The 20,044-nt window shown below is 63.6% G+C and carries 20 protein-coding genes; 8 read left to right on the forward strand and 12 right to left on the reverse strand.

What is annotated here, in order from left to right; translation table 11 throughout:
• Positions 1 to 1,026: an ABC transporter substrate-binding protein gene (locus GVL04_RS17355; RefSeq protein WP_159706866.1), complete on the reverse strand. Its 1,026-nt coding sequence runs from the start codon at positions 1,024 to 1,026 to the stop codon at positions 1 to 3.
• A gap of 377 nt (positions 1,027 to 1,403) precedes the next feature.
• On the opposite strand from GVL04_RS17355, the gene GVL04_RS17360 reads away from it, so the two are divergent.
• The 7 genes from GVL04_RS17360 (at position 1,404) to GVL04_RS17390 (ending at position 6,887) form a co-directional block, all read left to right on the forward strand.
• A complete protein-coding gene (locus GVL04_RS17360; RefSeq protein ID WP_159706868.1) occupies positions 1,404 to 2,267 on the forward strand; it encodes a CoA ester lyase in 864 nt (287 codons plus the stop codon).
• A gap of 2 nt (positions 2,268 to 2,269) precedes the next feature.
• Positions 2,270 to 3,190: a DUF2797 domain-containing protein gene (locus GVL04_RS17365; protein ID WP_159706870.1), complete on the forward strand. Its 921-nt coding sequence runs from the start codon at positions 2,270 to 2,272 to the stop codon at positions 3,188 to 3,190.
• A 106-nt stretch (positions 3,191 to 3,296) separates the two neighbouring features.
• Positions 3,297 to 3,521, forward strand: coding sequence for a DUF3188 domain-containing protein (locus GVL04_RS17370; protein ID WP_159706872.1), 225 nt, complete (start codon positions 3,297 to 3,299; stop codon positions 3,519 to 3,521).
• A 50-nt stretch (positions 3,522 to 3,571) separates the two neighbouring features.
• Positions 3,572 to 4,021: a MaoC family dehydratase N-terminal domain-containing protein gene (locus GVL04_RS17375; protein ID WP_159706874.1), complete on the forward strand. Its 450-nt coding sequence runs from the start codon at positions 3,572 to 3,574 to the stop codon at positions 4,019 to 4,021.
• Positions 4,022 to 4,023: 2 nt separating this feature from the next.
• Entirely contained in the window at positions 4,024 to 4,461 is a 438-nt protein-coding gene (locus tag GVL04_RS17380; protein WP_159706876.1) for a MaoC family dehydratase, read from the forward strand.
• A 53-nt stretch (positions 4,462 to 4,514) separates the two neighbouring features.
• Positions 4,515 to 5,810, forward strand: coding sequence for a sugar MFS transporter (locus tag GVL04_RS17385; RefSeq protein WP_200846887.1), 1,296 nt, complete (start codon positions 4,515 to 4,517; stop codon positions 5,808 to 5,810).
• A 9-nt stretch (positions 5,811 to 5,819) separates the two neighbouring features.
• The gene (locus GVL04_RS17390; protein WP_159706880.1) at positions 5,820 to 6,887 is read left to right on the forward strand and encodes a UDP-N-acetylmuramate dehydrogenase; all 1,068 of its coding nucleotides are present in this window, start codon (positions 5,820 to 5,822) and stop codon (positions 6,885 to 6,887) included.
• 110 nt (positions 6,888 to 6,997) lie between these two features.
• On the opposite strand, the gene GVL04_RS17395 is transcribed toward GVL04_RS17390, so the two are convergent.
• Positions 6,998 to 7,477: a hypothetical protein gene (locus GVL04_RS17395; RefSeq protein WP_159706882.1), complete on the reverse strand. Its 480-nt coding sequence runs from the start codon at positions 7,475 to 7,477 to the stop codon at positions 6,998 to 7,000.
• An 85-nt stretch (positions 7,478 to 7,562) separates the two neighbouring features.
• Between GVL04_RS17395 and GVL04_RS17400 the strand changes: the two genes are divergently transcribed.
• The gene (locus GVL04_RS17400) at positions 7,563 to 8,696 is read left to right on the forward strand and encodes a winged helix DNA-binding domain-containing protein (protein WP_159706884.1); all 1,134 of its coding nucleotides are present in this window, start codon (positions 7,563 to 7,565) and stop codon (positions 8,694 to 8,696) included.
• A 107-nt stretch (positions 8,697 to 8,803) separates the two neighbouring features.
• Here GVL04_RS17400 and asd read toward each other — a convergent pair whose 3' ends face one another.
• The 10 genes from asd to GVL04_RS17450 form a co-directional block, all read right to left on the reverse strand.
• A complete protein-coding gene (asd, locus tag GVL04_RS17405) occupies positions 8,804 to 9,946 on the reverse strand; it encodes an aspartate-semialdehyde dehydrogenase (protein ID WP_159706886.1) in 1,143 nt (380 codons plus the stop codon).
• 107 nt (positions 9,947 to 10,053) lie between these two features.
• A complete protein-coding gene (locus tag GVL04_RS17410; protein WP_159706888.1) occupies positions 10,054 to 10,275 on the reverse strand; it encodes an NF038396 family protein in 222 nt (73 codons plus the stop codon).
• 10 nt (positions 10,276 to 10,285) lie between these two features.
• On the reverse strand, positions 10,286 to 10,885 hold the full coding sequence (locus GVL04_RS17415) for a dihydrofolate reductase (protein WP_159706890.1): 600 nt from the start codon (positions 10,883 to 10,885) through the stop codon (positions 10,286 to 10,288).
• Complete coding sequence (locus tag GVL04_RS17420; RefSeq protein ID WP_159706892.1) at positions 10,882 to 11,685, reverse strand: thymidylate synthase; 804 nt, start codon at positions 11,683 to 11,685, stop codon at positions 10,882 to 10,884. Before GVL04_RS17420 ends, GVL04_RS17415 begins: the two co-directional genes overlap by 4 nt.
• A complete protein-coding gene (locus GVL04_RS17425) occupies positions 11,682 to 12,074 on the reverse strand; it encodes a GntR family transcriptional regulator (RefSeq protein ID WP_159706894.1) in 393 nt (130 codons plus the stop codon). Before GVL04_RS17425 ends, GVL04_RS17420 begins: the two co-directional genes overlap by 4 nt.
• Entirely contained in the window at positions 12,071 to 13,729 is a 1,659-nt protein-coding gene (locus GVL04_RS17430; RefSeq protein WP_159706896.1) for a hypothetical protein, read from the reverse strand. Before GVL04_RS17430 ends, GVL04_RS17425 begins: the two co-directional genes overlap by 4 nt.
• A gap of 91 nt (positions 13,730 to 13,820) precedes the next feature.
• Positions 13,821 to 14,789: an NUDIX hydrolase gene (locus GVL04_RS17435; RefSeq protein ID WP_159706898.1), complete on the reverse strand. Its 969-nt coding sequence runs from the start codon at positions 14,787 to 14,789 to the stop codon at positions 13,821 to 13,823.
• 9 nt (positions 14,790 to 14,798) lie between these two features.
• Positions 14,799 to 17,048, reverse strand: coding sequence for an RNA degradosome polyphosphate kinase (locus GVL04_RS17440; RefSeq protein WP_159706900.1), 2,250 nt, complete (start codon positions 17,046 to 17,048; stop codon positions 14,799 to 14,801).
• Between the two features lie 103 nt (positions 17,049 to 17,151).
• On the reverse strand, positions 17,152 to 18,123 hold the full coding sequence (gene mshD / locus GVL04_RS17445; protein WP_159706902.1) for a mycothiol synthase: 972 nt from the start codon (positions 18,121 to 18,123) through the stop codon (positions 17,152 to 17,154).
• A 213-nt stretch (positions 18,124 to 18,336) separates the two neighbouring features.
• Positions 18,337 to 19,743, reverse strand: coding sequence for a DNA-binding protein (locus GVL04_RS17450; protein ID WP_159706904.1), 1,407 nt, complete (start codon positions 19,741 to 19,743; stop codon positions 18,337 to 18,339).
• Positions 19,744 to 20,044: the final 301 nt, after the last annotated feature.

Here is a 20,044-nt window from a genome sequence, read left to right on the forward strand (position 1 = left end):
CTATCCCTTCGCTGCTGCGAGCTCGTTGAACTCGTTGGTGTAGTACTTGGACGGCGTGAGCTTGTCCTTGACGATGCCGGCTGAGCTGAGCCAGGCCTCCCAACGGGTGAAGTCCTCGTCCTTGATCACGCCCGAGTCCGGGACGCCGGGGCTCTTCCAGAACTTCAGGTTGGCCGTACTCTCATTTCGGCCGCGGCTTTCGATAATCTTGGTGAAGCGGGCAATCACCTCGTCGCGGGGCGTCTCCGCGGCCCACTTGATCGCCTTGGCCACGCCCGTGGTGAACGTGCGGGTGGTGTTCGGGTTCTTTTCAATGAAGTCGTTCCGGAGCACGATCTGGCCGCCTGCGAAGGTTCCGAACAGCTCCACATCGCTGAACAGCGACCGCAGTCCGCCGGCCTCGATGGCCCTGTCCTGGAGGACTCCGCCGAGTGTTCCGGCGTCCACCTGTCCGCGGCGGATGGCTTCCTCGGTGTCGTTCGGTGCCAGCGGGACCAGCTGGACCTGCTTGATCTCGTCCTGGCTGAGTCCGTTCTTGGTCAGCCATGTGTTGATGACGGCTTCGTGGTGTGCGCCCAGCGTATTGACGGCGATCTTCTTGCCGATCAGGTCACGCGGTTCCTTGATGGTGCTCTCTGCCTTGACGTAGTACCCGCTGAACGTTTTTTCGTCCGAGCCGTAGTAGTTGGTCACAGCCTTGACGGGTGCACCGGCTTCAATGAGCTTGACCACCGCTCCGGAGAATGCGCCGCCGAAGTCAGTCTGGTTGGTCGCCGCCGACTGGATGTCCTGGGGGCCGCTGGTGGTGTTGCCAACCCAGTTCAGCTTCAAGTCGCCCAGGTATCCGAGGTCCGCAGCCAGTTCGGGGAAAGTCACGTTGTTGGCCGAGCCCTGGTACCGGAGTTCCTTGACCTCGGTGCCTGCCTGGTTGGCTTGTCCGGCTTCGGCAGCGCCGCCGCAGCCGCTCACCGTCAGCGCTAGTACGACGGCGGCCGCGACGCTCAGCAGGGGCAGGTGCAGTTTCATGGGAGCTACTTTCGATGAGGGTGTTGTGTTGGGTGGGTCGGCCTACGCAAGAGGTTGGGAACTTTCGCAACGGCTTGGGAACGATGAAAGCCCATTTCGACGGCGGGTGGGAAGCGATCGGGTAACGCCTGGAAACGCTGCGAAACAGGCAGACATGGGACGAAATCCTGGGCAATTCCCGGCAACCGGGGGACACAAGTCGCTGCGTTGAGCCTTGTGAACAACAGCGACTGGTGGGCCCGACATGACTGGCGCGTACCGCCGTCGGGCGTTCATACTGCCGGACCCCACAGTCATATGGGGTTTAGTTCGTATTGATCCTCACAACCGGGCGGATTTCTTCGCCTTGCGGCCCGCGGGGCGGATACGGTAGATACATGACGTCTAGCATCGCCGCCGAGTCCATTCGGCCTACCCGCAACATTCCCGCCGACATCGCCCGTTCCTGGCTTCTCGTGAATGCCATGAAGACCGAGCTTTTTGACGAATCTGCGGGTTCGCGGGCAGACGCCATCATTCTTGACATCGAAGACGCCGTGGACCCTTCCCAGAAGGATGCAGCGCGCGAGAATGTGGTGAACTGGCTGACCGCCGGCGGCCAGGCCTGGGTGCGCGTCAACGACGCCACCAGCAAGTTCTGGGCCGACGACCTCGCAGGCCTGCGCGGGACACCCGGCCTGCTCGGCGTGATGCTCGCCAAGACCGAGTCCGCTGATCAGGTCACCGAGTCCTACCACCGCATGGACGGCAAGACTCCCGTGATTGCACTGGTCGAGTCCGCCCTCGGCATCGAGGAAGCCAACCACATCGCACGTGCTCAGGGAGCTTTCCGCCTTGCTTTCGGCTCCGGCGACTTCCGCCGCGACACGGGCATGGCCGCCACTCCGGAGGCCATGGCGTACCCGCGCGCCAAGCTGGTTGTCGCCAGCCGCGTAGGCAACCTGCCGGGCCCCATCGATGGACCCACCGTGGGCACCAACCACCCGATCCTGCGCGAGCAGACCGGCATCACGGTGACGATGGGCATGACCGGCAAGCTCTGCCTCGCCATCGATCAGACCACCGTGATCAACGAGGTCATCAGCCCCACGCCTTCGGACGTTGCCTGGGCCACCGACTTCATGAACGACTTCGAGGCCAACGGCCGCGTGATCCGCGATGGTTCCGACCTCCCGCGTTTGGGCCGCGCTGAGAAGATCATGAAGCTCGCAGTGGCATTCGGAGTCCAGCCTTCCCTGTAAGCATGCTGGTCCACGGAGTCGTTTGGGACTCTTCTTCACCGGCGTTGAGGTTGTTCTCGCCGGACGCGGAGTTCACTGATATTGCGTTGGCCCAGGGTTCAACCCTGGGCCTGCGCGTTATCCCCGGTGTCTGGTGCCTTGGCCACACCAAGGTTCACGGACCTGGTGATCGTACGCATGTTCCCTGCCGCAGCGGATCTCCGGCCGAGCGGGGCAAACAGTGCGGTGCCTGCTTTGCGCGGGACGACTCGCGGCTGATGCATGACTTCCACCGGGGCGGTTCGGTTCCAACGGGCCTGCGGGCTTACCTGATGCAGCCGCACTGGCTCTACGTCGCTACCTTCGCCAACGGTGCCACCAAAGTTGGTACGGCCTCGGCCCAGCGCAAATGGAACCGGCTCGCTGAGCAGGGTGCCGTGCACGCCTCGCATGTGGCCCACGCCGAAGATGGGCGGATAGTTCGCGTGCTGGAGGATTTGGTCACCCGCGAGCTCGGCCTCGTCCAGCAAGTCAGGTCCGCTTCCAAGGTGGCGGGGCTCGTGGAGCCGCGTACCGCCGTCGAGCTTCTGGCCTTGAACCGTCAGCACGCAGGGCGGGTCCGCGAACTGTTGGGCGGGCTCGCGATGACTGGTTACTCCGTGGTGGAGGACGAGTGGGACCGGCCGGACTTGTCTGAGCTTCTCTGTGTCGCTGGTGCCGAAACAGGCCGACGCCACCCGTATCCGGCAACATTCGACGCCGGCGGGCACGGTTTGCGGGTCCGCTCGCTGTCCGGGGCGATCGCCTTGGCCGGACTTCCCGACGCATCGGGTGTCGAGGTGGAAGGCAGTTTCGTGGCAGACCTGGGGGCGTTGAAAGGCCGCAAAATCGAGTTCGGCCCCCACACCACGGAGATCCCGGCGCTGCAGGACTCCCTCTTCTAGACTGCGTTCTCCGCGAGGGGTGAGCTCTCGGCAGTAAGCGCCCGTCTTTCCAGCGAGTGCTAACCCCTCGGCAACGCCCCCATCACGCCCCGGGTAGACTTGGACGGTGCTGAACGATTTCTGGGCCACCGCCTCCACCTCCTACAAAGCGCTGGTTTTTGGCGCCATGGGGTTGATCGCCGTCGGGCTCGTCCTGTCCATCGTGGGGAACACGTCCGGCAACCAAGGACTGGCCATGGCCTCTCTGCCCGTGATCGGCGTGGGGCTGCTGCTGCACGTCACGGGGCTCGTCATCCGCGGACAGAAGATCCGTAAGAGCTACAAGAAGTAACGCCCACGCGAAAGCGGCACCACCTTCCCGCGGCCCGATAGGGTTGGAGCATGAGTATCAATCCGGACCTGCAGGGCCGAAGCTACCCTGCCGCAGAGGTATATGACGTCGGGCGCGAAAAGATCCGCGAGTTCGCCAAGGCCGTGAAGGCCGGCAACCCAGCGCACTTCGATGTTGACGCGGCCAAGGCCCTCGGCCACAGCGACCTCGTAGCCCCACCAACTTTTGCCATCATCATTGCCCAGCGTGCCGATGCCCAACTGGTGGAAGACCCGGAGTCGGGGATCGACTTTTCCCGCGTTGTCCACGCAGACCAGCGGTTTACGCATCACCGCGCAATAGTTGCCGGTGACAAGCTCGTAGCCGAACTCCACGTGGATGGCGTCCGTGCCATGGGCGGTGGAGCCATGATCACCACACGCTCCGAGATTTCCACAGTGGAAGGCGAAAAGGTCGCCACCACTACCTCGTCCATCCTGGTCCGCGGAGAGGGACAGTAGCCATGAGCCCCACATTCGAAGAACTGACGGTCGGCCAGGAAATCGGCACCCGCAGCATTGACGTCACCCGCCAGGACCTGGTCAAGTACGCAGGAGCCTCCGGTGACTTCAACCCGATCCACTGGAACGAAGCCTTCGCCACCTCCGTGGAGCTGCCGGGCGTCATCGCCCACGGCATGTTCACCATGGGTGCCGCCGTGCAACTGGTGAGCGACTGGGCCGGCGACCCCGCCGCCGTCGTCGATTACCAGACCCGATTCACCAAGCCCGTCCTCGTCACTGACACCACCGGAACCGATGAGGCCGGCGCTGTCATCGACGTCACCGGTGTAGTGGGAGCGCTCGACGCCGATGCCCGCACCGCGCGCATTGACCTCACCGTTGTGGCGGCCGGACTTAAGGTCCTCATGAAGTCGCAGGCGGTCGTGAAGGTCTCTTGAACCAACCGAACACCCCTCAACATCGCAGCAAACCGTGCGCCACTGCGACTGAAATGTCACGGTGGCGCGCCGCTGTTCTTGCCTCCTACGCCGCGAGTGGCATCGCCTTTGCGACGTGGGTGTCTCGCCTGCCAGCCATCCGAGACGGCCTCAACCTGACGCCGGGTGGCATCGGCCTGCTGCTGATGTGCATGACGGTGGCGTCTTTCATCTCGATCTCAGCCTCGGGCCTGATCGTGCTCAGGCTGGGTCCCAAACTCACCACGCGGATCGGCAGCTGCATGGTGGGCGCCGGGCTGGTCACTGTGGGTTTCGGCGCTTCCGTCGCTGCGAGCCCGCTGGTGGTGGCGGCTGGCCTGGTGGTGCTCGGCCTCGGCACGGCAAGCTGGAACACCGCATCCAACGTTGAAGGAGCCGCGCTGGAACGTGCCATGGACCGGCACATCATGCCGCATCTCCACGGAGCGTTCAGCCTCGGTACCGTGGCCGCCGCCGGGTTCGGTGCCTGGGCGGCCGCCGTGCACATGCCGGTGTTCTGGCATTTCCTGATCTCAGGCGTCGTGGTAACCACTTCCGTGGTGACTGCCGGGTTCTGGTTCCGCGCGGAAAAGACGGCAGCAGCAACCCACACTTACCGACCCGACGGAACGGACACCTTCCAGGACCCTTCCACCGGTCCGCTGCCGATCATCGATGCCGCGTCTCCGGAGCTGCGTCCCCAATCAGGCAAGGCTGCCGCTCCGCTGGACAACAAACGGCTGGTGGCCCTTGCCTGGCGTGATCGCCGAACACTCCTGATCGGCGTCCTGGTCCTCGGGTTGGCTTTGGCTGAGGGGGCCGCGGGGGATTGGGTGGCTTTGGCACTGGCCGACGGTCATGGGCAGTCCGATGCCGCCGGCGCTGTTGGCTATGGATTGTTCGTCACATTCATGACCATCGGACGCTTCGCCGGGACCGCCATCCTGGACCGTTTCGGACGCGTGCTGGTGATGCGCTGGTGCTCGGCCACCGCCGTCGTGGGCCTGGCGCTCTTTGTTTTCTCACCGGTTCCGTGGCTCGCCTTTGTTGCCTTGGCGGTTTGGGGCCTGGGTGCCTCCCTTGGTTTCCCCGTGGGCATGTCCGCGGCTGCCGATGACCCCGTCCACGCAGCTGCCCGGGTCTCGGTGGTTTCCACCATCGGCTACGGAGCGTTCCTCTGCGGTCCTCCGCTCCTGGGGCTGTTGGCCGAGCATTTCGGAATCCTGCATTCGTTGCTGGCGCCTTTGGTGCTGCTGGTGGTCAGCTTCTTCCTGGCCCCGCTGTCCGGTCAGCAGAAGGCCCGGTCCGTCCAGCCCGAGGAAGCCCGTTAGGCTTGATTGGTGACCCAAACACTGCTTTCCGACTTGACCACAGCCGCTGTCGGCGGCCCCGCAGGGAACTATGTTGAGGCCCGCACCGAGGCCGAAATCATCGACGCCGTCAGGTCCGCCGACGCTTCCGGCGAGAAACTCCTGATCATCGGAGGAGGCTCCAACCTCCTGATTTCGGACCAAGGCTACCCCGGGACCGTCTTGAAGATCGCGTCAGAAGGCTTCACCGTGAACTCCGAGGACAGCTGCGGAGGGGTGTCGGTGGTGGTGCAGGCGGGCCACAACTGGGATGCGCTGGTGGAACACTCCGTGCTGCACGCCTGGTCCGGGTTGGAGGCGTTGTCCGGCATTCCGGGAGCCACGGGAGCCACTCCTGTGCAGAACGTGGGCGCCTACGGTGCGGACGTTTCACAAACCATTGCCTCCGTCAGGACATGGGACCGCGAACGCAATGCAGTGCAAACCTTCACCAACTCCGAGCTAAAGTTCGGATACCGCGATTCGATCCTGAAGCAGACCACGGTGGAGGGCTCTCCCCGCTATGTGGTGTTAACGGTCGAGTTCCAGTTGCCGCTGGGACGGATGAGCGCCCCCATCCGCTACGCCGAACTGGCCAGGGTGCTGGGCGTGGAGGCCGGCAAACGGGCCTACTCCAACGATGTCCGGAGGGAAGTCCTGCGGCTTCGAGCATCCAAGGGCATGGTCTTGGACGCAGCAGATCGGGACACCTATTCAACAGGTTCCTTCTTCACCAACCCGATCGTGGCGGCCGAGCGTGCTGGGCAGTTACCGGAGAACGCTCCACAGTACCCCGCGGGAACAGATGGCATGGTGAAGCTCTCCGCTGCGTGGCTGATCGACCAGGCAGGTTTCGGGAAGGGCTTCGGACTTGAGGCGTCCAGCGTTTCGGGCGGCAGGGCCTCCCTGTCCACCAAGCACACTCTGGCCATTACCAACCGGGGCTCGGCGTCGGCTGCGGACATGGTGGCCATCGCGCGTGAGGTGCGGGCCGGCGTCGTCGAACGTTTTGGTATTGAGTTGCACCCGGAGCCCTTGCTGATCGGTGTTTCGCTCTAAGGCCTGTCCCGCACGCACGCCCGAGGGTCCTCGAGGGGTTGGCTCTCTGGGGAATGAGCTGGGTTTAGGGTCGAGATGTCGCCCCTCGGTGAGCCTGGAAGGCTGGGAGCCTAGCGGGTACGACGTTCCGCGATCGGCAGGATCTTGTTGAGCAGCAGGAACGTGAGCCCGCAGCTGACCGAGCCCAACAGGAAGATCTGGCTGAAGGCGATACTCTGCGGCGAGGGCCCGCTGGGCATGAACAGCCCGGCAGTTGCGAACCCCACCAAGCCCAGCAACATGACGAGGGCTCCCAGCAGGAAGCTGCGGACCTGCGCGGCGGCGGTCGGGTAGAACCATGGTTCGGGGGCGTCGTCGTCGCGATCTGCCAATGGCTGGCTCGCCGCTGCGGTACCGATGAGCAGCGCGGCTGCGGCGGTGGCCACCAGACTTACCGTCTGGATGGCTTGCATCGAAGAGGAAAGGCTCACACCCGTCCCCACCGCCACGATCAGTCCGGCTCCAAGCCCGACGAGCGTGCAGAACCAGCCGGCGGTAGCCAACCACCGGCTCATCGGCCGCACGAACGGAGCAAGATCTCCAAAAAGCATGAATTCATCGTAGGATCCGCTGCTGGGTGAGGGCTGGGAGGCGCGGAAAGGTTCCCTGTGCACGTTGGCCCTTTTAGGATGAAGCATGCCTTCAGCCCACACCGATCCAACTCCGCGAGTCATGGGCCGATTGCGGCTAGCCAGCCAAGGACTGCTGGGCGGCGGCTTTCCAACGGTTGCGGACGCGGTCCGTTGGATGACGGCCATGCAGGCCCAGGACCTTGGCTCAGCCCTCTGGGCGGTAGGCCGGCGTGTGCCTGGCAGCCGCGCCTCGGACGTCAGGGCAGCCCTCGACGCCGGGTCTGTGGTCCGTTCGTGGCCCATGCGCGGGACGCTCCACCTACTCGCACCGGAAGATCTCCGCTGGATTCTGGGCATCACCAGCGACCGCCTCATGAATATGGTGGCTGGCCGCCACCGTGAACTGGCGATCACACCGGACGACATCAGCCATTGCCGGGACGTTGCCTTCAAAACCACTGAGGTGCTCAAAGCAACCGAGGGTGCACACGGCGCAACCCGGGAGCAGCTGTTCCAGGCGTTTGAAGACGCCGGCCAGATCACCAAAGCGCAGCGGGGCATCCACTTGCTCGGGAGTCTTTGCCAGCGGGCGTGGCTGGTCCAGGGGCCCATGGCGGCGTCAAACGGTAAAGCGGGCGTACAGCAATTGTTCGTGCCGTTCGAGGAATGGATTCCGGAGTCGAGGGACCTGGGGCGCGAGGAAGGCATTGCGGAGCTGCTTTTCCGCTACCTCCGGAGCCACGGTCCTGCGACCATCAAGGACTTTTCGTGGTGGAGCCAAGTGCCTCTCATCGAGGCACGCGCAGCCCTCAAGACGCTGCAGGACAGGTTGGTCGAGTTGCCTCTCAGCGGCACCAGTTATTGGTTGTCGTCGGAGACAGCAGCAATGCTCGACGACGGCGTCCCCGGCTCACGCTCGTTGCTGGCACTTCCCGGGTTCGACGAGTTCCTGCTCGGTTACCAGGACCGGAGCCTGGTCCTGGCCCCCGAGTTCGCGGAGCTCGTGGTCCCGGGGAAGAATGGTGTGTTCAAACGGATCATGGTGTCCGGGGGAGAAGTGGTGGGAACATGGGCGAGGCCTGTCACCGGGAAGACGGTAAGTGTGGTTCCGGAGCCGTTCGCAGGTCAGCTTGGCAAGGCAGCTGAGCACTCGTTCCACGCACAGGGAAGGGCGTACTTGACGTTCATGGCCGGTTGAAGCCGGCCCCGCTGAAGCCCGCCCCGCTGGACTCCGCCCTAAACGTGGAAAACCCGCTGTTCCGTTGCGGGCCGGCGACGGAACAGCGGGTTTTCAAACGAGAATGGCTAGAGCTTGCCAGTCACAATGTTGAGCATGCGGCGCAGCGGTTCGGCTGCACCCCACAGGAGCTGGTCGCCAACAGTGAACGCACTGATGTATTCCGGCCCCATTTCGAGCTTGCGGATACGTCCCACGGGGATGTCCAGCGTGCCGGATGCAGCCACGGGGGTCAGGTCGGACATAGAGGCTTCCTTGGTGTTCGGAACAACCTTGGCCCACTCGTTGTCCTTGGCCAGGAGGTTCTCGATCTCCGTCACGGACAGGTCTTCGCGCAGCTTGAGCGTGAGGGCCTGGGAGTGGGAGCGCATGGCGCCGATGCGGACACACAGTCCGTCCATGGCGATGTGGTCCTTACCGGCGGTGCCGTTGCCGGTGCCGAGGATCTTGTTGGTTTCGACGCCGGCTTTCCACTCTTCCTTGGACTGCCCGTTGCCGAGGTCGGCATCGATCCAGGGAATCAGGGACCCGGCCAGCGGAACGCCGAACTGTGTGGCGTCAACGCCGTTGCGCTGGGCAGCGAGGACCTTGTGGTCGATTTCCAGGATGGCCGACGCGGGATCGTCCAGTTCGCTGCTGACCTCGTTGTTGAGGGTGCCGAACTGGTTCAGGAGCTCGCGCATGTGGCGTGCGCCGCCACCGGAGGCAGCCTGGTAGGTCATGGAGGTGCCCCACTCCACCAGGTTGTTCTTGAACAGGCCACCGAGGCCCATGAGCATGCAGGAGACCGTACAGTTGCCGCCGATGAAGTCCTTCACGCCGCCGGAGAGGCCGGCGTCGATGACGTCGCGGTTGATGGGGTCCAGCACGATGATCGAGTCGTCATTCATGCGCAAGGTGGAAGCAGCGTCGATCCAGAGACCGTCCCAGCCACGGCTGCGGAGTTCGCCGTGGACCTGCTTGGTGTAGTCCCCGCCTTGGGCGGTGACAATAATCGGCAGCTTGGCCAGCGTCTCAATATCGAACGCATCCTCGAGCTTGCCTGCCCCATCAGCAAAGGAAGGGGCGGCACCTCCTGCGTTCGAGGTGGAGAAAAATACCGGGTTGATGTTGGCGAAGTCGTTCTCTTCCTGCATGCGGTGCATCAGGACGGAGCCGACCATGCCACGCCAACCGACCAGTCCAACGGACGGATTAGCTGCTGTAGTCATTCCCCAAGTCTAAACTTTCGGAGCAAACTACCGCTGTTGGTTACGTCACGCAGGCAATGCGCGACGCCGGCACCCATCGAGGCGGCTTGGCTCGCCGCCCGCAGCGGCTAGTGGCCGGCGTCGTGCTCTTGCAGCAAAAGGGCCTTGCGCTTGCGCAGGGCGAAGAAGGCACCAAACGTGAACACCTGAGTGACAACGACCAGCACGATGATCCCGGCAATTTTGTTGCCGCCCAGGATCATGGTCAGTCCCACAATGGCGGAGATCAGTGCGAAGAGCGGCAGCAGCATATAGCCCAGCACGAACAGGGTTTCAGGTTTCTTCAGCATGCTGGCTTTCCTAGCTTTCGGTCCGGCGCCACGTTGTGAACCGGTAGTTTGTGCCGTTCTTGGCGGAGAGCCAGCCCTCGGTCGGGGCAACGGTGTCGAAGGTCCAGTCCGGGCCAAGTTCAGGAGCGAAAGTGTCGCCCTCGAGGTCGGCGTCAATGATCGTGATGACCGCCACGTTGGCGATGCCCATGGACTGCTCAAAGATCTCGCCGCCCCCGATGATCCAGACCTTCTGGCCGCCGGGCGCGAATTGGGATTCGAGCAGCGCCTCGTCAAGCGACGAAACCACGACGGCGCCCTCGGCCTCGGGCGTGGATGCCCAGTTTGCGTTGCGGGTCACCACAATGTTGGTGCGGCCCGGGAGCGGACGGTACTTTTCGGGGAATGACAGCCACGTCTTGCGGCCCATGATGACGGGGTGACCCGTGGTGAGCTGGCTGAAGTGCTTCAGGTCTTCGGGCAGGTGCCACGGCATGGCGCCGTCCTTGCCGATCACACCGGACTTTGTCTGGGCCCACACCAGCCCAATGCCTGTCATGCGGCCAGCGGTTTCCTGGGTGAAGATCACGCCGGGCAGCTGGGAAGGAGTCCCGGAAGAAGGAGCGCTCATACGGCAATCGGCGCCTTGATGGTGGGGTGGTGGCGGTAGTCCACAACCTCGAAGTCGTCCAGCGTGTAGTCGAAAATCGAGTCTGGCTTACGGAGGATCTTCAGCTGCGGGTATTCGTAGGGCTCACGGCTGAGCTGCTCGGCAACCTGGTCCACGTGGTTGTCGTAGACGTGCACGTCGCCGCCGGTCCAAACGAACTCGCCCGGCTCCAGGCCAAGTTGCTGGGCCACCATGCGCGTCAGCAGCGCGTATGAAGCAATGTTGAAGGGTACGCCCAGGAAGGTGTCCGCGGAGCGCTGGTACAACTGGCAGGACAGCTTGCCGTCGGCCACATAGAACTGGAAGAAAGCATGGCAAGGTGGCAGGGCCATGTCTTTGAGCTCGGAAACGTTCCATGCAGACACAATGTGCCGGCGTGAATCGGGGTTGGCGGCCAGGTTGGACATGAGCTCGGAGATTTGGTCGATGTGTCCGCCGTCGGGAGTTGGCCAACTGCGCCACTGCACCCCGTAGACAGGGCCGAGTTCGCCATCGGCGTCAGCCCATTCGTCCCAGATGGAGACGCCCTGGTCCTGCATCCACTTCACGTTCGAGTCGCCTCGCAGGAACCACAGGAGCTCGACTGCCACGGACTTGAAGTGGACCCGCTTGGTGGTGATGAGCGGGAAGCTTTCGGCAAGATCGAACCTCAACTGGCGGCCAAAAACGCTGCGCGTTCCGGTTCCGGTGCGGTCCGACTTGTGCGTGCCGTTGGCCATGACGTCACGCAAAAGGTCTTCATAAGGGGTGGGGATGCTCACGAGTCCAGCTTACTGGTCAGCCGCCCTCGAACCAGATCTATGAGAGTGTCGTCACCAATGCCCGCGTCGCGGGCCGTCCGGAGCAAACCGTCGACGGCGGCCATCACCGCAGAGTCCGCGCGAACAGCGCCGTGGGGTGCCGGGGGCGGGCCGACGACGACAGTTCCGTTCCGCCGTCGTGATTCAATCAGCCCGGACTGCTCGAGTTCCTTGTAGGCGCGTGCGACCGTTCCCGCCGCAATGCCCAGGTCCGCTGCCAGGCTGCGGACCGTGGGCAGGCGGCTGCCTGGTTCCAGCACTCCCACGGCAATCAGGGAACTGAGCTGGCGGCGGATCTGCTCGTACGGCGGGACGGGATCCGCCAGGTCGACTGTGATCCCGGCGGTCATTGTGCGTGTTCCCCTTGCTTGGCGGTGTTCCCCCGGGGGAGGGTGCGGAACAGGCTCCGCACCGGCGTCACGGCGACGAGGACCGCGATGACGGCCAGGACCATGCCGATCGTGCCCGCAGGGCTGGGGCCAATCGGGTCCGGGCTGGGGCCCGGCGGGAATACTCCATACCAGGCGTTGCCGGTACTGATCAGCAGTGCGGCCGCCTGCCCCAGGCAATACGCGGAGAGGGTCCTGACGATCCTGTACATGCTGATGGCTCGAAGCGCGGCATCCAGTCCTGCGTTGCCGCCTGTCTCTGGGATACCTCGACGGCGGCGCACCGTCAGGACGGCTGCGGAGCCGGCCAGCGCGACCACCATGGAGACGAGAACCGCGGCCGGCCAGGTCTTGGAACCGAACGGTTGCACCTCGCCGGCTACCGCGAAAGCGAGCGCGGCGGCCAGTACCAGGGCGCTGCCTATGGCAAAGGAGAACAAGCCTTTGGAGACGGGCTGCCGTGGCCATCGGAGGGGAGCGCCGGATGTACCGTAATTGCGTCCGATCAGGAGGTCGCCCGCGGCAATGGCTGCCAAGAGAATGACGGCGACCATGCCGGTCATCGAAGGAAATGCCCACAGCTCAGGTGTTCGAGCCGGCATCAGGATTGCCGCGTAGCCGGTAACGAGCGCAACAACGCCCAGCACGCCCAGCGCCGCTCCGACGGAAATGCTGAGCCGGGCCGCCCCATGGGTTCGGGGATCGGCGCGGAGGGTGGCAGCGCTGGTGGTCGTGGCCGCTTTGAGCAGCGATGGCAGCTCGGGAACCCGCCACCACCACATGACGAGCAATACCGCCATGTTGACCATGCCGACGTAATTGAACCAGGACGACTGCCACAGGGCTCCAGGGGCTGGCTGCGCAGCGAAGTTCCCGGCGATGCTCGCCAGCCCGGCTGCGATGGTCGCGACAGTCCGCAGCAAGCGGTTGCTGGCTATGGCGCGGAGTGTCCGGTTATCGTCGCCGTCGAGTGTTTCAAGCTGCCGGCGGCGGGCAATCAACAGCAGCACAAGAAGGGTTCCGGCGGCAAGAACCAGCAGGGCCCCGCCCAGCCATGCGGCCAGCTCCCAGCCGGGAATCCTACCTTCCTGCCCTTGGCCCATGTAGCCGTTGTCCGGATACCCGGTGTCCGGAGGTGGCGCCTGGGTCGGTGGAGTGGGCTGCACGGGAGTGTGGCCAGGGAGCGTTGAGATCCAGGCGATGACCAGGGCAGCAAAGGCGAAAATGGCGGCAGTGGTCCAAGCGAGTTTGCGGGGGAGGAAGTCCCTGATCCTGCGGACGGTCAGTTCGGCGTACCTGCGTGGTGCTTTCGGTGCGGGGTAGCTCATCTGACCCAAGGCATGGACGGCGAGGCAGGCGAGAATCGGCCAGGCGAGTGCGCCGGCGATCTGCTCGGGAGTTGTGGGGGCACTGGCCCCCATGGGGTTCACGCGAAGGATCCCCGTGTTCATGGCCCCTTGCAAGGAGCTGGCCATCCATCCAATGATGCCCACCCATAGCCCGTGTGACGCAACGGATTGGGAGTCGGGCTTGGACCACACCTGCATCCGAAGGAACAGGTACACGATGACGGCGCCCACAACCGGGCCAAGGAAGAACATCGGTGGCAGGCTCAAGAACACGTCGAAGACCCCCAAGTCTTTGTATCGAAAAGTGCGATTATTGTATCAACCATCTGATACAAAAACCTGGGGCGCAAGTAAAGGACTAGTCGTCGAAAGGCTTGACCTGTTCCACGGAGACGATCTTCCGCTCAGATCCCCGGACAACCTGGCAGACAATGACTTCGCCGGGCGTCAGATACGGGTCTGACACGGGAAGGAGCGCCTTCAGGCCTTGCGACATGTGCTGGCCCAGCTGCTTCAAGGCAGTAGGTAGGGCCGGACGATGTGTGCAGACCGCGATGGGCACCTGCTTGTCGAACAAGGCCTCAACTGCCGCAGCAGTCTTTTTGGGAGAGCGCTGGTGGTTGTGCTCCGTGAGGGCCTCCACCAGTTTTACCTTGGCGCCGCTCGCCTTCGCATACGGAGCAATGGTGGCAACACAACGCGCCCACGGACTGGTCACCACGCGTTGCGGTTTCCAGACCTCCAGAAGGCGCTGGACGGCAACTGCCTGACGCTGGCCCGTCGCTGCCAATGGGCGGTCGCCCTCGGCCTTGGTCCAGGAGGACCGGGGCTTCGCTTTGGCATGGCGGATCAGTACCAGGGGCCATGTGTCCAGCTCGCCGCGGACGTGGGCCTTCTCCAGGTATTCGAGTGGCTCCACATCCGTCGGGTTGCTCAGGAATGAGGCAGCCCGGTCAGGGCTGCACCACATAACGCTGTCCACTTCCTTGCCGTCGGGCCTAAGCTGCGCGCCATTGACCTTGACAGCCCAATACCGCACCACTTTCAGGCCGGCAGCAACGTGGTAGTGAATTGGCGGGAGTGGTATGCCCAAAGGGGCCTGGAGGCCAATCTCCTCCCACACTTCACGGGCCGCGCACTCCGGAACCGTTTCGCCGGCGTCGAGCTTACCTTTGGGCCAGGACCAATCGTCGTACCGGGGCCTGTGGATGAGGAGGACCTCAAGGGTGCCCTTGTTGATCCGCCACGGAATGGCGCCGGCCGCGATGACGGCCACCGGCTCGCCGGGGTGGTCTGTTTGATCCGCCACGGGTGTATCGCTGTTCAAGTGTTTCCTCTACCGCCGGGCCGATGCGCGCTGGCGTGAACGTGAGTCCAGGAGCCAGGACTGCATGTCCAGCAACGGCTTGCCGTCCTCGTCCAGATGATGCCTGGTCCAGTGTCCGTGATCGTTCAGGTGCCAGCTGGCGGTTCCATCATCCACGTAGCGGCGCATGAGGTCCATGACCGTTGCGGTATCTTCCTTGCTGGCCAACTGAACCAGGGCTTCCACGCGGCGGTCCAGGTTGCGGTGCATCATGTCTGCGGAACCGATGTACACCACGGGCTCGCCGCCGTTGCCAAAGGCAAAGACGCGCGAGTGCTCAAGGAAGCGGCCCAGGATGGAGCGGACAGTGATGTTCTCGCTGAGCCCGGGGACTCCCGGCCGCAGTGAGCAGATGCCGCGCACCACTACGTCAACCTTTACGCCGGCCTGCGAAGCGCGGTAGAGGGCGTCGATGATGGCTTCGTCCACCATCGAGTTGACCTTGATCTGCACGAGGCCCGGGATGCCTGCGCGTGCATGGCGGATCTCAGTTTCGATCCTGTCCACCAAGCCCGCACGGACGGAACGAGGCGCTACAAGCAGCCTTTTGAACGTTGACTTCGGGGCATAGCCGGAGAGCTGGTTGAACAGCTTGGACAGGTCCTCGCCCACCTGCTCATTGGCTGTCAGCAAGCCCAGGTCCTCGTAGTAGCGGGCCGTGCGCGGGTGGTAGTTGCCAGTGCCGATGTGGCAGTAGCGGCGGAGGCCGTCCACTTCCTGCCGGACCACCAGTGAGAGCTTGCAGTGGGTCTTCAGGCCCACGATGCCGTACACCACGTGAACGCCGGCCTGTTCCAGTTTGCGGGCCCAGGAGATGTTGGCCTGCTCATCAAAGCGCGCCTTGATCTCCACAAGGGCCAGGACCTGCTTGCCCGCCTCGGCGGCATCGATCAGGGCGTCCACGATGGGGGAGTCGCCGGACGTGCGGTACAGGGTCTGCTTGATGGCCTGCACCTTGGGATCCGCGGCCGCCTGTTCCAGGAATGCCTGAACGGAGGTGGAGAAGGAGTCGTATGGGTGGTGGAGCAGGATATCCCTGCGGCGCATGGCGGCAAAGACGTTCGCTGCCTTGGAAGTCTCAGACTCGTTGAGGTACCGGGAAGTGTGGGGTACATGCTTGGGGTAGTGGAGGTCGGCCCGGTCGATGCCGCTGATCGCCGACAGCCCACGGAGGTCCAGAGGTGCCGGAACGGAATAGACCTCGGACTCCTCGACGCCAAGTTCCCGAATCAGCAGCGCTTTGATGTTCGGGTTGATGTCCGTCGTGACTTCCAGCCGCACGGGAGGACCGAAGCGCCTGCGCAGCAGTTCCTTTTCCAAGGCCTGCAGGAGGTTCTCGGCGTCGTCCTCTTCAACTTCCAGGTCCTCGTTGCGGGTGACGCGGAAGGTGTGGTGCTCCAGGACTTCCATCCCGGGGAAGAGCTTGTCCAAGTGGACGGCGATGACTTCTTCCAGGGCAATGAACCTGGCAACCCGGCCCGGGATGGCACCGGCGCGCGGTCCATCCACGGAAATGAGGCGCGGGAGCTGGTCCGGAACCTTCACGCGGGCGAAGAGTTCCTTGTCGCTGATCGGGTTGCTCACGATCACCGCAAGGTTCAGGGAGAGCCCAGAGATGTAGGGGAAGGGATGCGCAGGGTCCACGGCCAGCGGTGTCAGGATGGGGAAGACCTTTTCCTGGAACATGATGCTGATCCGGTGGCGGGCATCCTCATCGAGCTCATGCCAGTGCATGAGGTGGATGTGCTCGTAGGCCAGGGCCGGACGGATCTGCTCGGCGAAGACCCGTGCGTGGCGCTCTTGAAGCCTGTGGGCTTCTTCGCTGATCTGCTCCAGCACCTCAATGGGGCTCAGGCCTGCGGGGGAGGGCACGGCCAAACCCGTGGCGATGCGCCGCTTGAGGCCAGCCACCCGAACCATGAAGAACTCGTCCAGGTTGGAAGCGAAGATCGACAGGAAGCTGACGCGTTCCAGCAGGAAAAGGTCCGGATCCTCAGCGAGCTCCAGCACACGTGAGTTGAACGCCAGCCAGCTGAGTTCGCGGTCCAGGAAGCGGTCCGGGGAGATATCTCCTTCGGGCACAAGGCTCGGGGCGAACTCCGGAATGTCGATGCGGTCCTGGGTGGCCCGAGAGGCCGGCACTTCCGATGATCCGAAGCGCGGGGGCAATGTTGCACCCTTAGAGGTGGATCCGGCGGTGCCGACGGGGTCCGGCTGCATGGGGTTCTCCTAAGCTCAGGACGGGGTTTCCTCCCACATTACAAGCAATTCCACTGCTCGAATCCAAGATGTCACCGGCTTTAGGCCAAGTGATCCCGCATGGTTATTTTTTGGCCACCGGGCCATACATCACGTCGGTGTCCCAGCGAACGAAGCCGAGTTTCTGGTATAGGGCTACTGCTGCATGGTTATCGGCGTCCACATAGAGCATCACCGCATGCAGGCCTTTGTCCTGGAGGTGCTGGATTCCCGCGACGGTCAGCGCCTTGCCCAGGCCCAGGCCTTGGGCGGCGGGCGTCACGCCTACCACGTACACCTCGCCGATGGCAGGGTGCGGCCCCTGCCGCGGATGGACTTTGGTCCAGTGGAACCCCAGCAGTTCCCCCTCGGCGTTGACAGCCAGCAGGAAGCCTTCGGGATCGAACCACTCTTCGGTCTTCCGCGCCTCAAGGTCCGCGAGGGTCATCGAGCCCTGCTCCGGGTGGTGTGAGAAGGCTGCACTGTTTGCGGCAAGCCAGGCTTGCTCATCCTGGCCTGGCACGAAGGCGCGGAGTGAGACGCCGTCCGGGAGTCCGGCGTCGGGCAGTGAGGAGGCCGACGACATCAGCCGCATCTTCCACAGTTCCCGCACAGGCCCGTATTCAAAGCGCTTCGCGAGTTCGGCAGCGGCTTCGTGGTTGCCGTGCGACCATGCACTGAGTCCGTCCAGGCTGCGTTTGCCCCGCAACGAGTCCAGCAGCCTCCCGGCAACGCCCTGGTTGCGGTAACTCGGGTGCACAGCCAGCTCCAGCACGCCGCTTCCATCCCCGTTTTCAATGACGACGGCGGTTCCGGCCAGGTCTTCACCCGTGGCGGGATCCGAGTCCTCATCGGGCGCGTAGAGGACGAACGATAAGACGGAGTGATCGCCGGCATCGGCGCCACGCAGCATCACCAGCGTTTGCTCCGAGAAGGGAGGGTTTCCGTCGGACTCCTCTGCTGCAGCAGCGAGGGTCTTGACGTCTTTGAGGAGTTCGGGGTCCAAGGCGCCGGCAATGATCAGGACGGGCCAGTTTTCCGGGTGCGCGTGACTCATGATGCAAGGCTATACGTCCGGGGCAAGCCCCGTGATTTGATGTCCCCGCGGAACGGAGGTAGTCTCGTTATCTCGTTCGGCTTTGAGGTTTGTCCACGCAGCCGGGCATTGGGGGGATCCACCAGTGGGGTGGCCTCGATACGTTCGACCCGTATGTCCTCCACCAAGAAATGCAGAGGCCGGAATCCATGTGGATTCCGGCCTCTGGCGTTTTCAGATGCTCAATGCGCGACGCACCATGGGAGCGTTCCGCCGGGACACGGGAACCATGGTGTTTGCGGGATCGTCCATGATCAGAACCAGTTCGCCTTTGTCCCTCCGCTCAACCTCCCGGATGCGACTGACGTTGACGAGGTACTGGCGGTGGACCCGCAGGAAACTGCCGGTGTCCATCAGGTCCTTTTCGAGTTTATCCAGGCCGGAGAAGGCAGACCGCAGCTTGCCTTCATTGGTGAGAAGCCACACTTCGCTGCCTTCCGATTCGGCAACAGTGACCTCGGAGGTCCCCAGCAGCACCATGAGGTTTTCTTCCCGGAGGGCGACTATCCGCCGGGACGACGGCCTCAGTAAGACCCCGCCTGCTTCTGCCTGGGGGAACTGTTCCCCAGCGAAGGCACCGAACGAAATGAGGTGTCCAATCAGAGTGCCATGGAGGAAAATGGGGCGGATTCCGATCGAGGATGGTTCGTCAGCGAGGGGAGTGAAGATTTGGGTGGAGCCTGTCCATCCCGGGTCGGTGGTGGCCCGTTTGGTGGCGTGTCGGGCGGCGTGGATGAGTGCGGGGAGCTGTGGCGTCCAACGCACAGCCGGATCAACCGCTGGCGTGTTGCCAGGCACTCCCAGGATGACACTCGAAGCGTCGTCCGCAATAACCACAGCACCCGATGTATCGACGGCAACGAGCGGCTCCTTCGATCGACCCCGGGCGTGGGCGTAGGCGGCAAGCATTTCGCTGCCGCTGTCCCGGGCATGCCGGCGAAGACTGTTCTGTGTATGGGTGGCAGCGCTCTCCAGCCATTTCCGCGCCGGCATCGGCAGGTCACCGCGCCAACATGAGATGTTGAGGATGGCAAGTGGCTCCCTGCTCACCACATCCCGTACGGCGATACCCGCGCAGGACCATTCGTGGAAGGCCTGGCACCAGTGTTCCGTTTGACGGATCATCACCGCTCGCCGGGCTTCCAGCGCGGTGCCCATGCTGTTCGTACCTACAGCCCCCTCCGACCAGCAGAACCATGGCGCAAGGCCGCCTGCGGTGGCGACCGAACGGGTGTTCTTGTCTCCCCAAGCCGTCAGGATTCTGCCGCTGGCATCGGCAATGGTCACGACGCCGCCCGCGTTCGCCACCTCGTGGGTCATGGCAGCGGCACAAAAGCCAAGCTCCGTGAAGACGACGTCCTGGTCTACCGAGTGCGCCACCTGGGAGACGGCTGCATCAGGTACCTCGGACAGAAACGGGTCAATCTTGTACTGGTCCCGGGAGCGTTGCCAGGAAATGGCTACTTCCGGCCGTACGCCCCTGATATCGTCCTCGCCCTGGATGAAGCGTTTCCAGGCATCGTAGACCTCGGAGCTGGTGGAGTCTCGGGATAGAGGCGTGGTCCGCTGGTCAGCTGGCATGCGGGTCCACTTTCGCGCTGGTCATTATCGGGCTCCTTGGACGTCGCTGTTGAAGGAGAAGCACAAGACAGGTGGAACTTCCGCCCGGTACCGAAAGTCCTGCGCCTCACCACTGCGGAGGCAGCCCATCCTTCCGATATGTGAGCGGCCTCACTATCCTTAGTGGTTGTCCATGGGAAATCCTGACGCGGACTACCGTAAATGTGTCCCGGTTCCAGCGCGTGGGTCCTTATGGCCGGCTGAGGGACTTGCGGCGCGCTGGAACGATTTGCATCTACTGCAGCGGGGATCCGTTCCCAGC

Origin of the sequence: Arthrobacter sp. 18067 (assembly GCF_902706295.1) — a bacterium.
In the GTDB taxonomy this organism is placed as follows: domain Bacteria; phylum Actinomycetota; class Actinomycetes; order Actinomycetales; family Micrococcaceae; genus Arthrobacter.

Bases quoted from the DNA above. Each gene is read 5' to 3' on its own strand.
- GVL04_RS17355 (WP_159706866.1), bottom strand. From the start codon at position 1,026: ATGAAACTGCACCTGCCCCTGCTGAGCGTCGCGGCCGCCGTCGTACTA.
- GVL04_RS17360 (WP_159706868.1), top strand. From the start codon at position 1,404: ATGACGTCTAGCATCGCCGCCGAGTCCATTCGGCCTACCCGCAACATT.
- GVL04_RS17365 (WP_159706870.1), top strand. From the start codon at position 2,270: ATGCTGGTCCACGGAGTCGTTTGGGACTCTTCTTCACCGGCGTTGAGG.
- GVL04_RS17375 (WP_159706874.1), top strand. From the start codon at position 3,572: ATGAGTATCAATCCGGACCTGCAGGGCCGAAGCTACCCTGCCGCAGAG.
- GVL04_RS17380 (WP_159706876.1), top strand. From the start codon at position 4,024: ATGAGCCCCACATTCGAAGAACTGACGGTCGGCCAGGAAATCGGCACC.
- GVL04_RS17385 (WP_200846887.1), top strand. From the start codon at position 4,515: ATGTCACGGTGGCGCGCCGCTGTTCTTGCCTCCTACGCCGCGAGTGGC.
- GVL04_RS17395 (WP_159706882.1), bottom strand. From the start codon at position 7,477: ATGCTTTTTGGAGATCTTGCTCCGTTCGTGCGGCCGATGAGCCGGTGG.
- GVL04_RS17400 (WP_159706884.1), top strand. From the start codon at position 7,563: ATGCCTTCAGCCCACACCGATCCAACTCCGCGAGTCATGGGCCGATTG.
- asd (WP_159706886.1), bottom strand. From the start codon at position 9,946: ATGACTACAGCAGCTAATCCGTCCGTTGGACTGGTCGGTTGGCGTGGC.
- GVL04_RS17410 (WP_159706888.1), bottom strand. From the start codon at position 10,275: ATGCTGAAGAAACCTGAAACCCTGTTCGTGCTGGGCTATATGCTGCTG.
- GVL04_RS17415 (WP_159706890.1), bottom strand. From the start codon at position 10,885: ATGAGCGCTCCTTCTTCCGGGACTCCTTCCCAGCTGCCCGGCGTGATC.
- GVL04_RS17425 (WP_159706894.1), bottom strand. From the start codon at position 12,074: ATGACCGCCGGGATCACAGTCGACCTGGCGGATCCCGTCCCGCCGTAC.
- GVL04_RS17440 (WP_159706900.1), bottom strand. From the start codon at position 17,048: ATGCAGCCGGACCCCGTCGGCACCGCCGGATCCACCTCTAAGGGTGCA.
- mshD (WP_159706902.1), bottom strand. From the start codon at position 18,123: ATGAGTCACGCGCACCCGGAAAACTGGCCCGTCCTGATCATTGCCGGC.
- GVL04_RS17450 (WP_159706904.1), bottom strand. From the start codon at position 19,743: ATGCCAGCTGACCAGCGGACCACGCCTCTATCCCGAGACTCCACCAGC.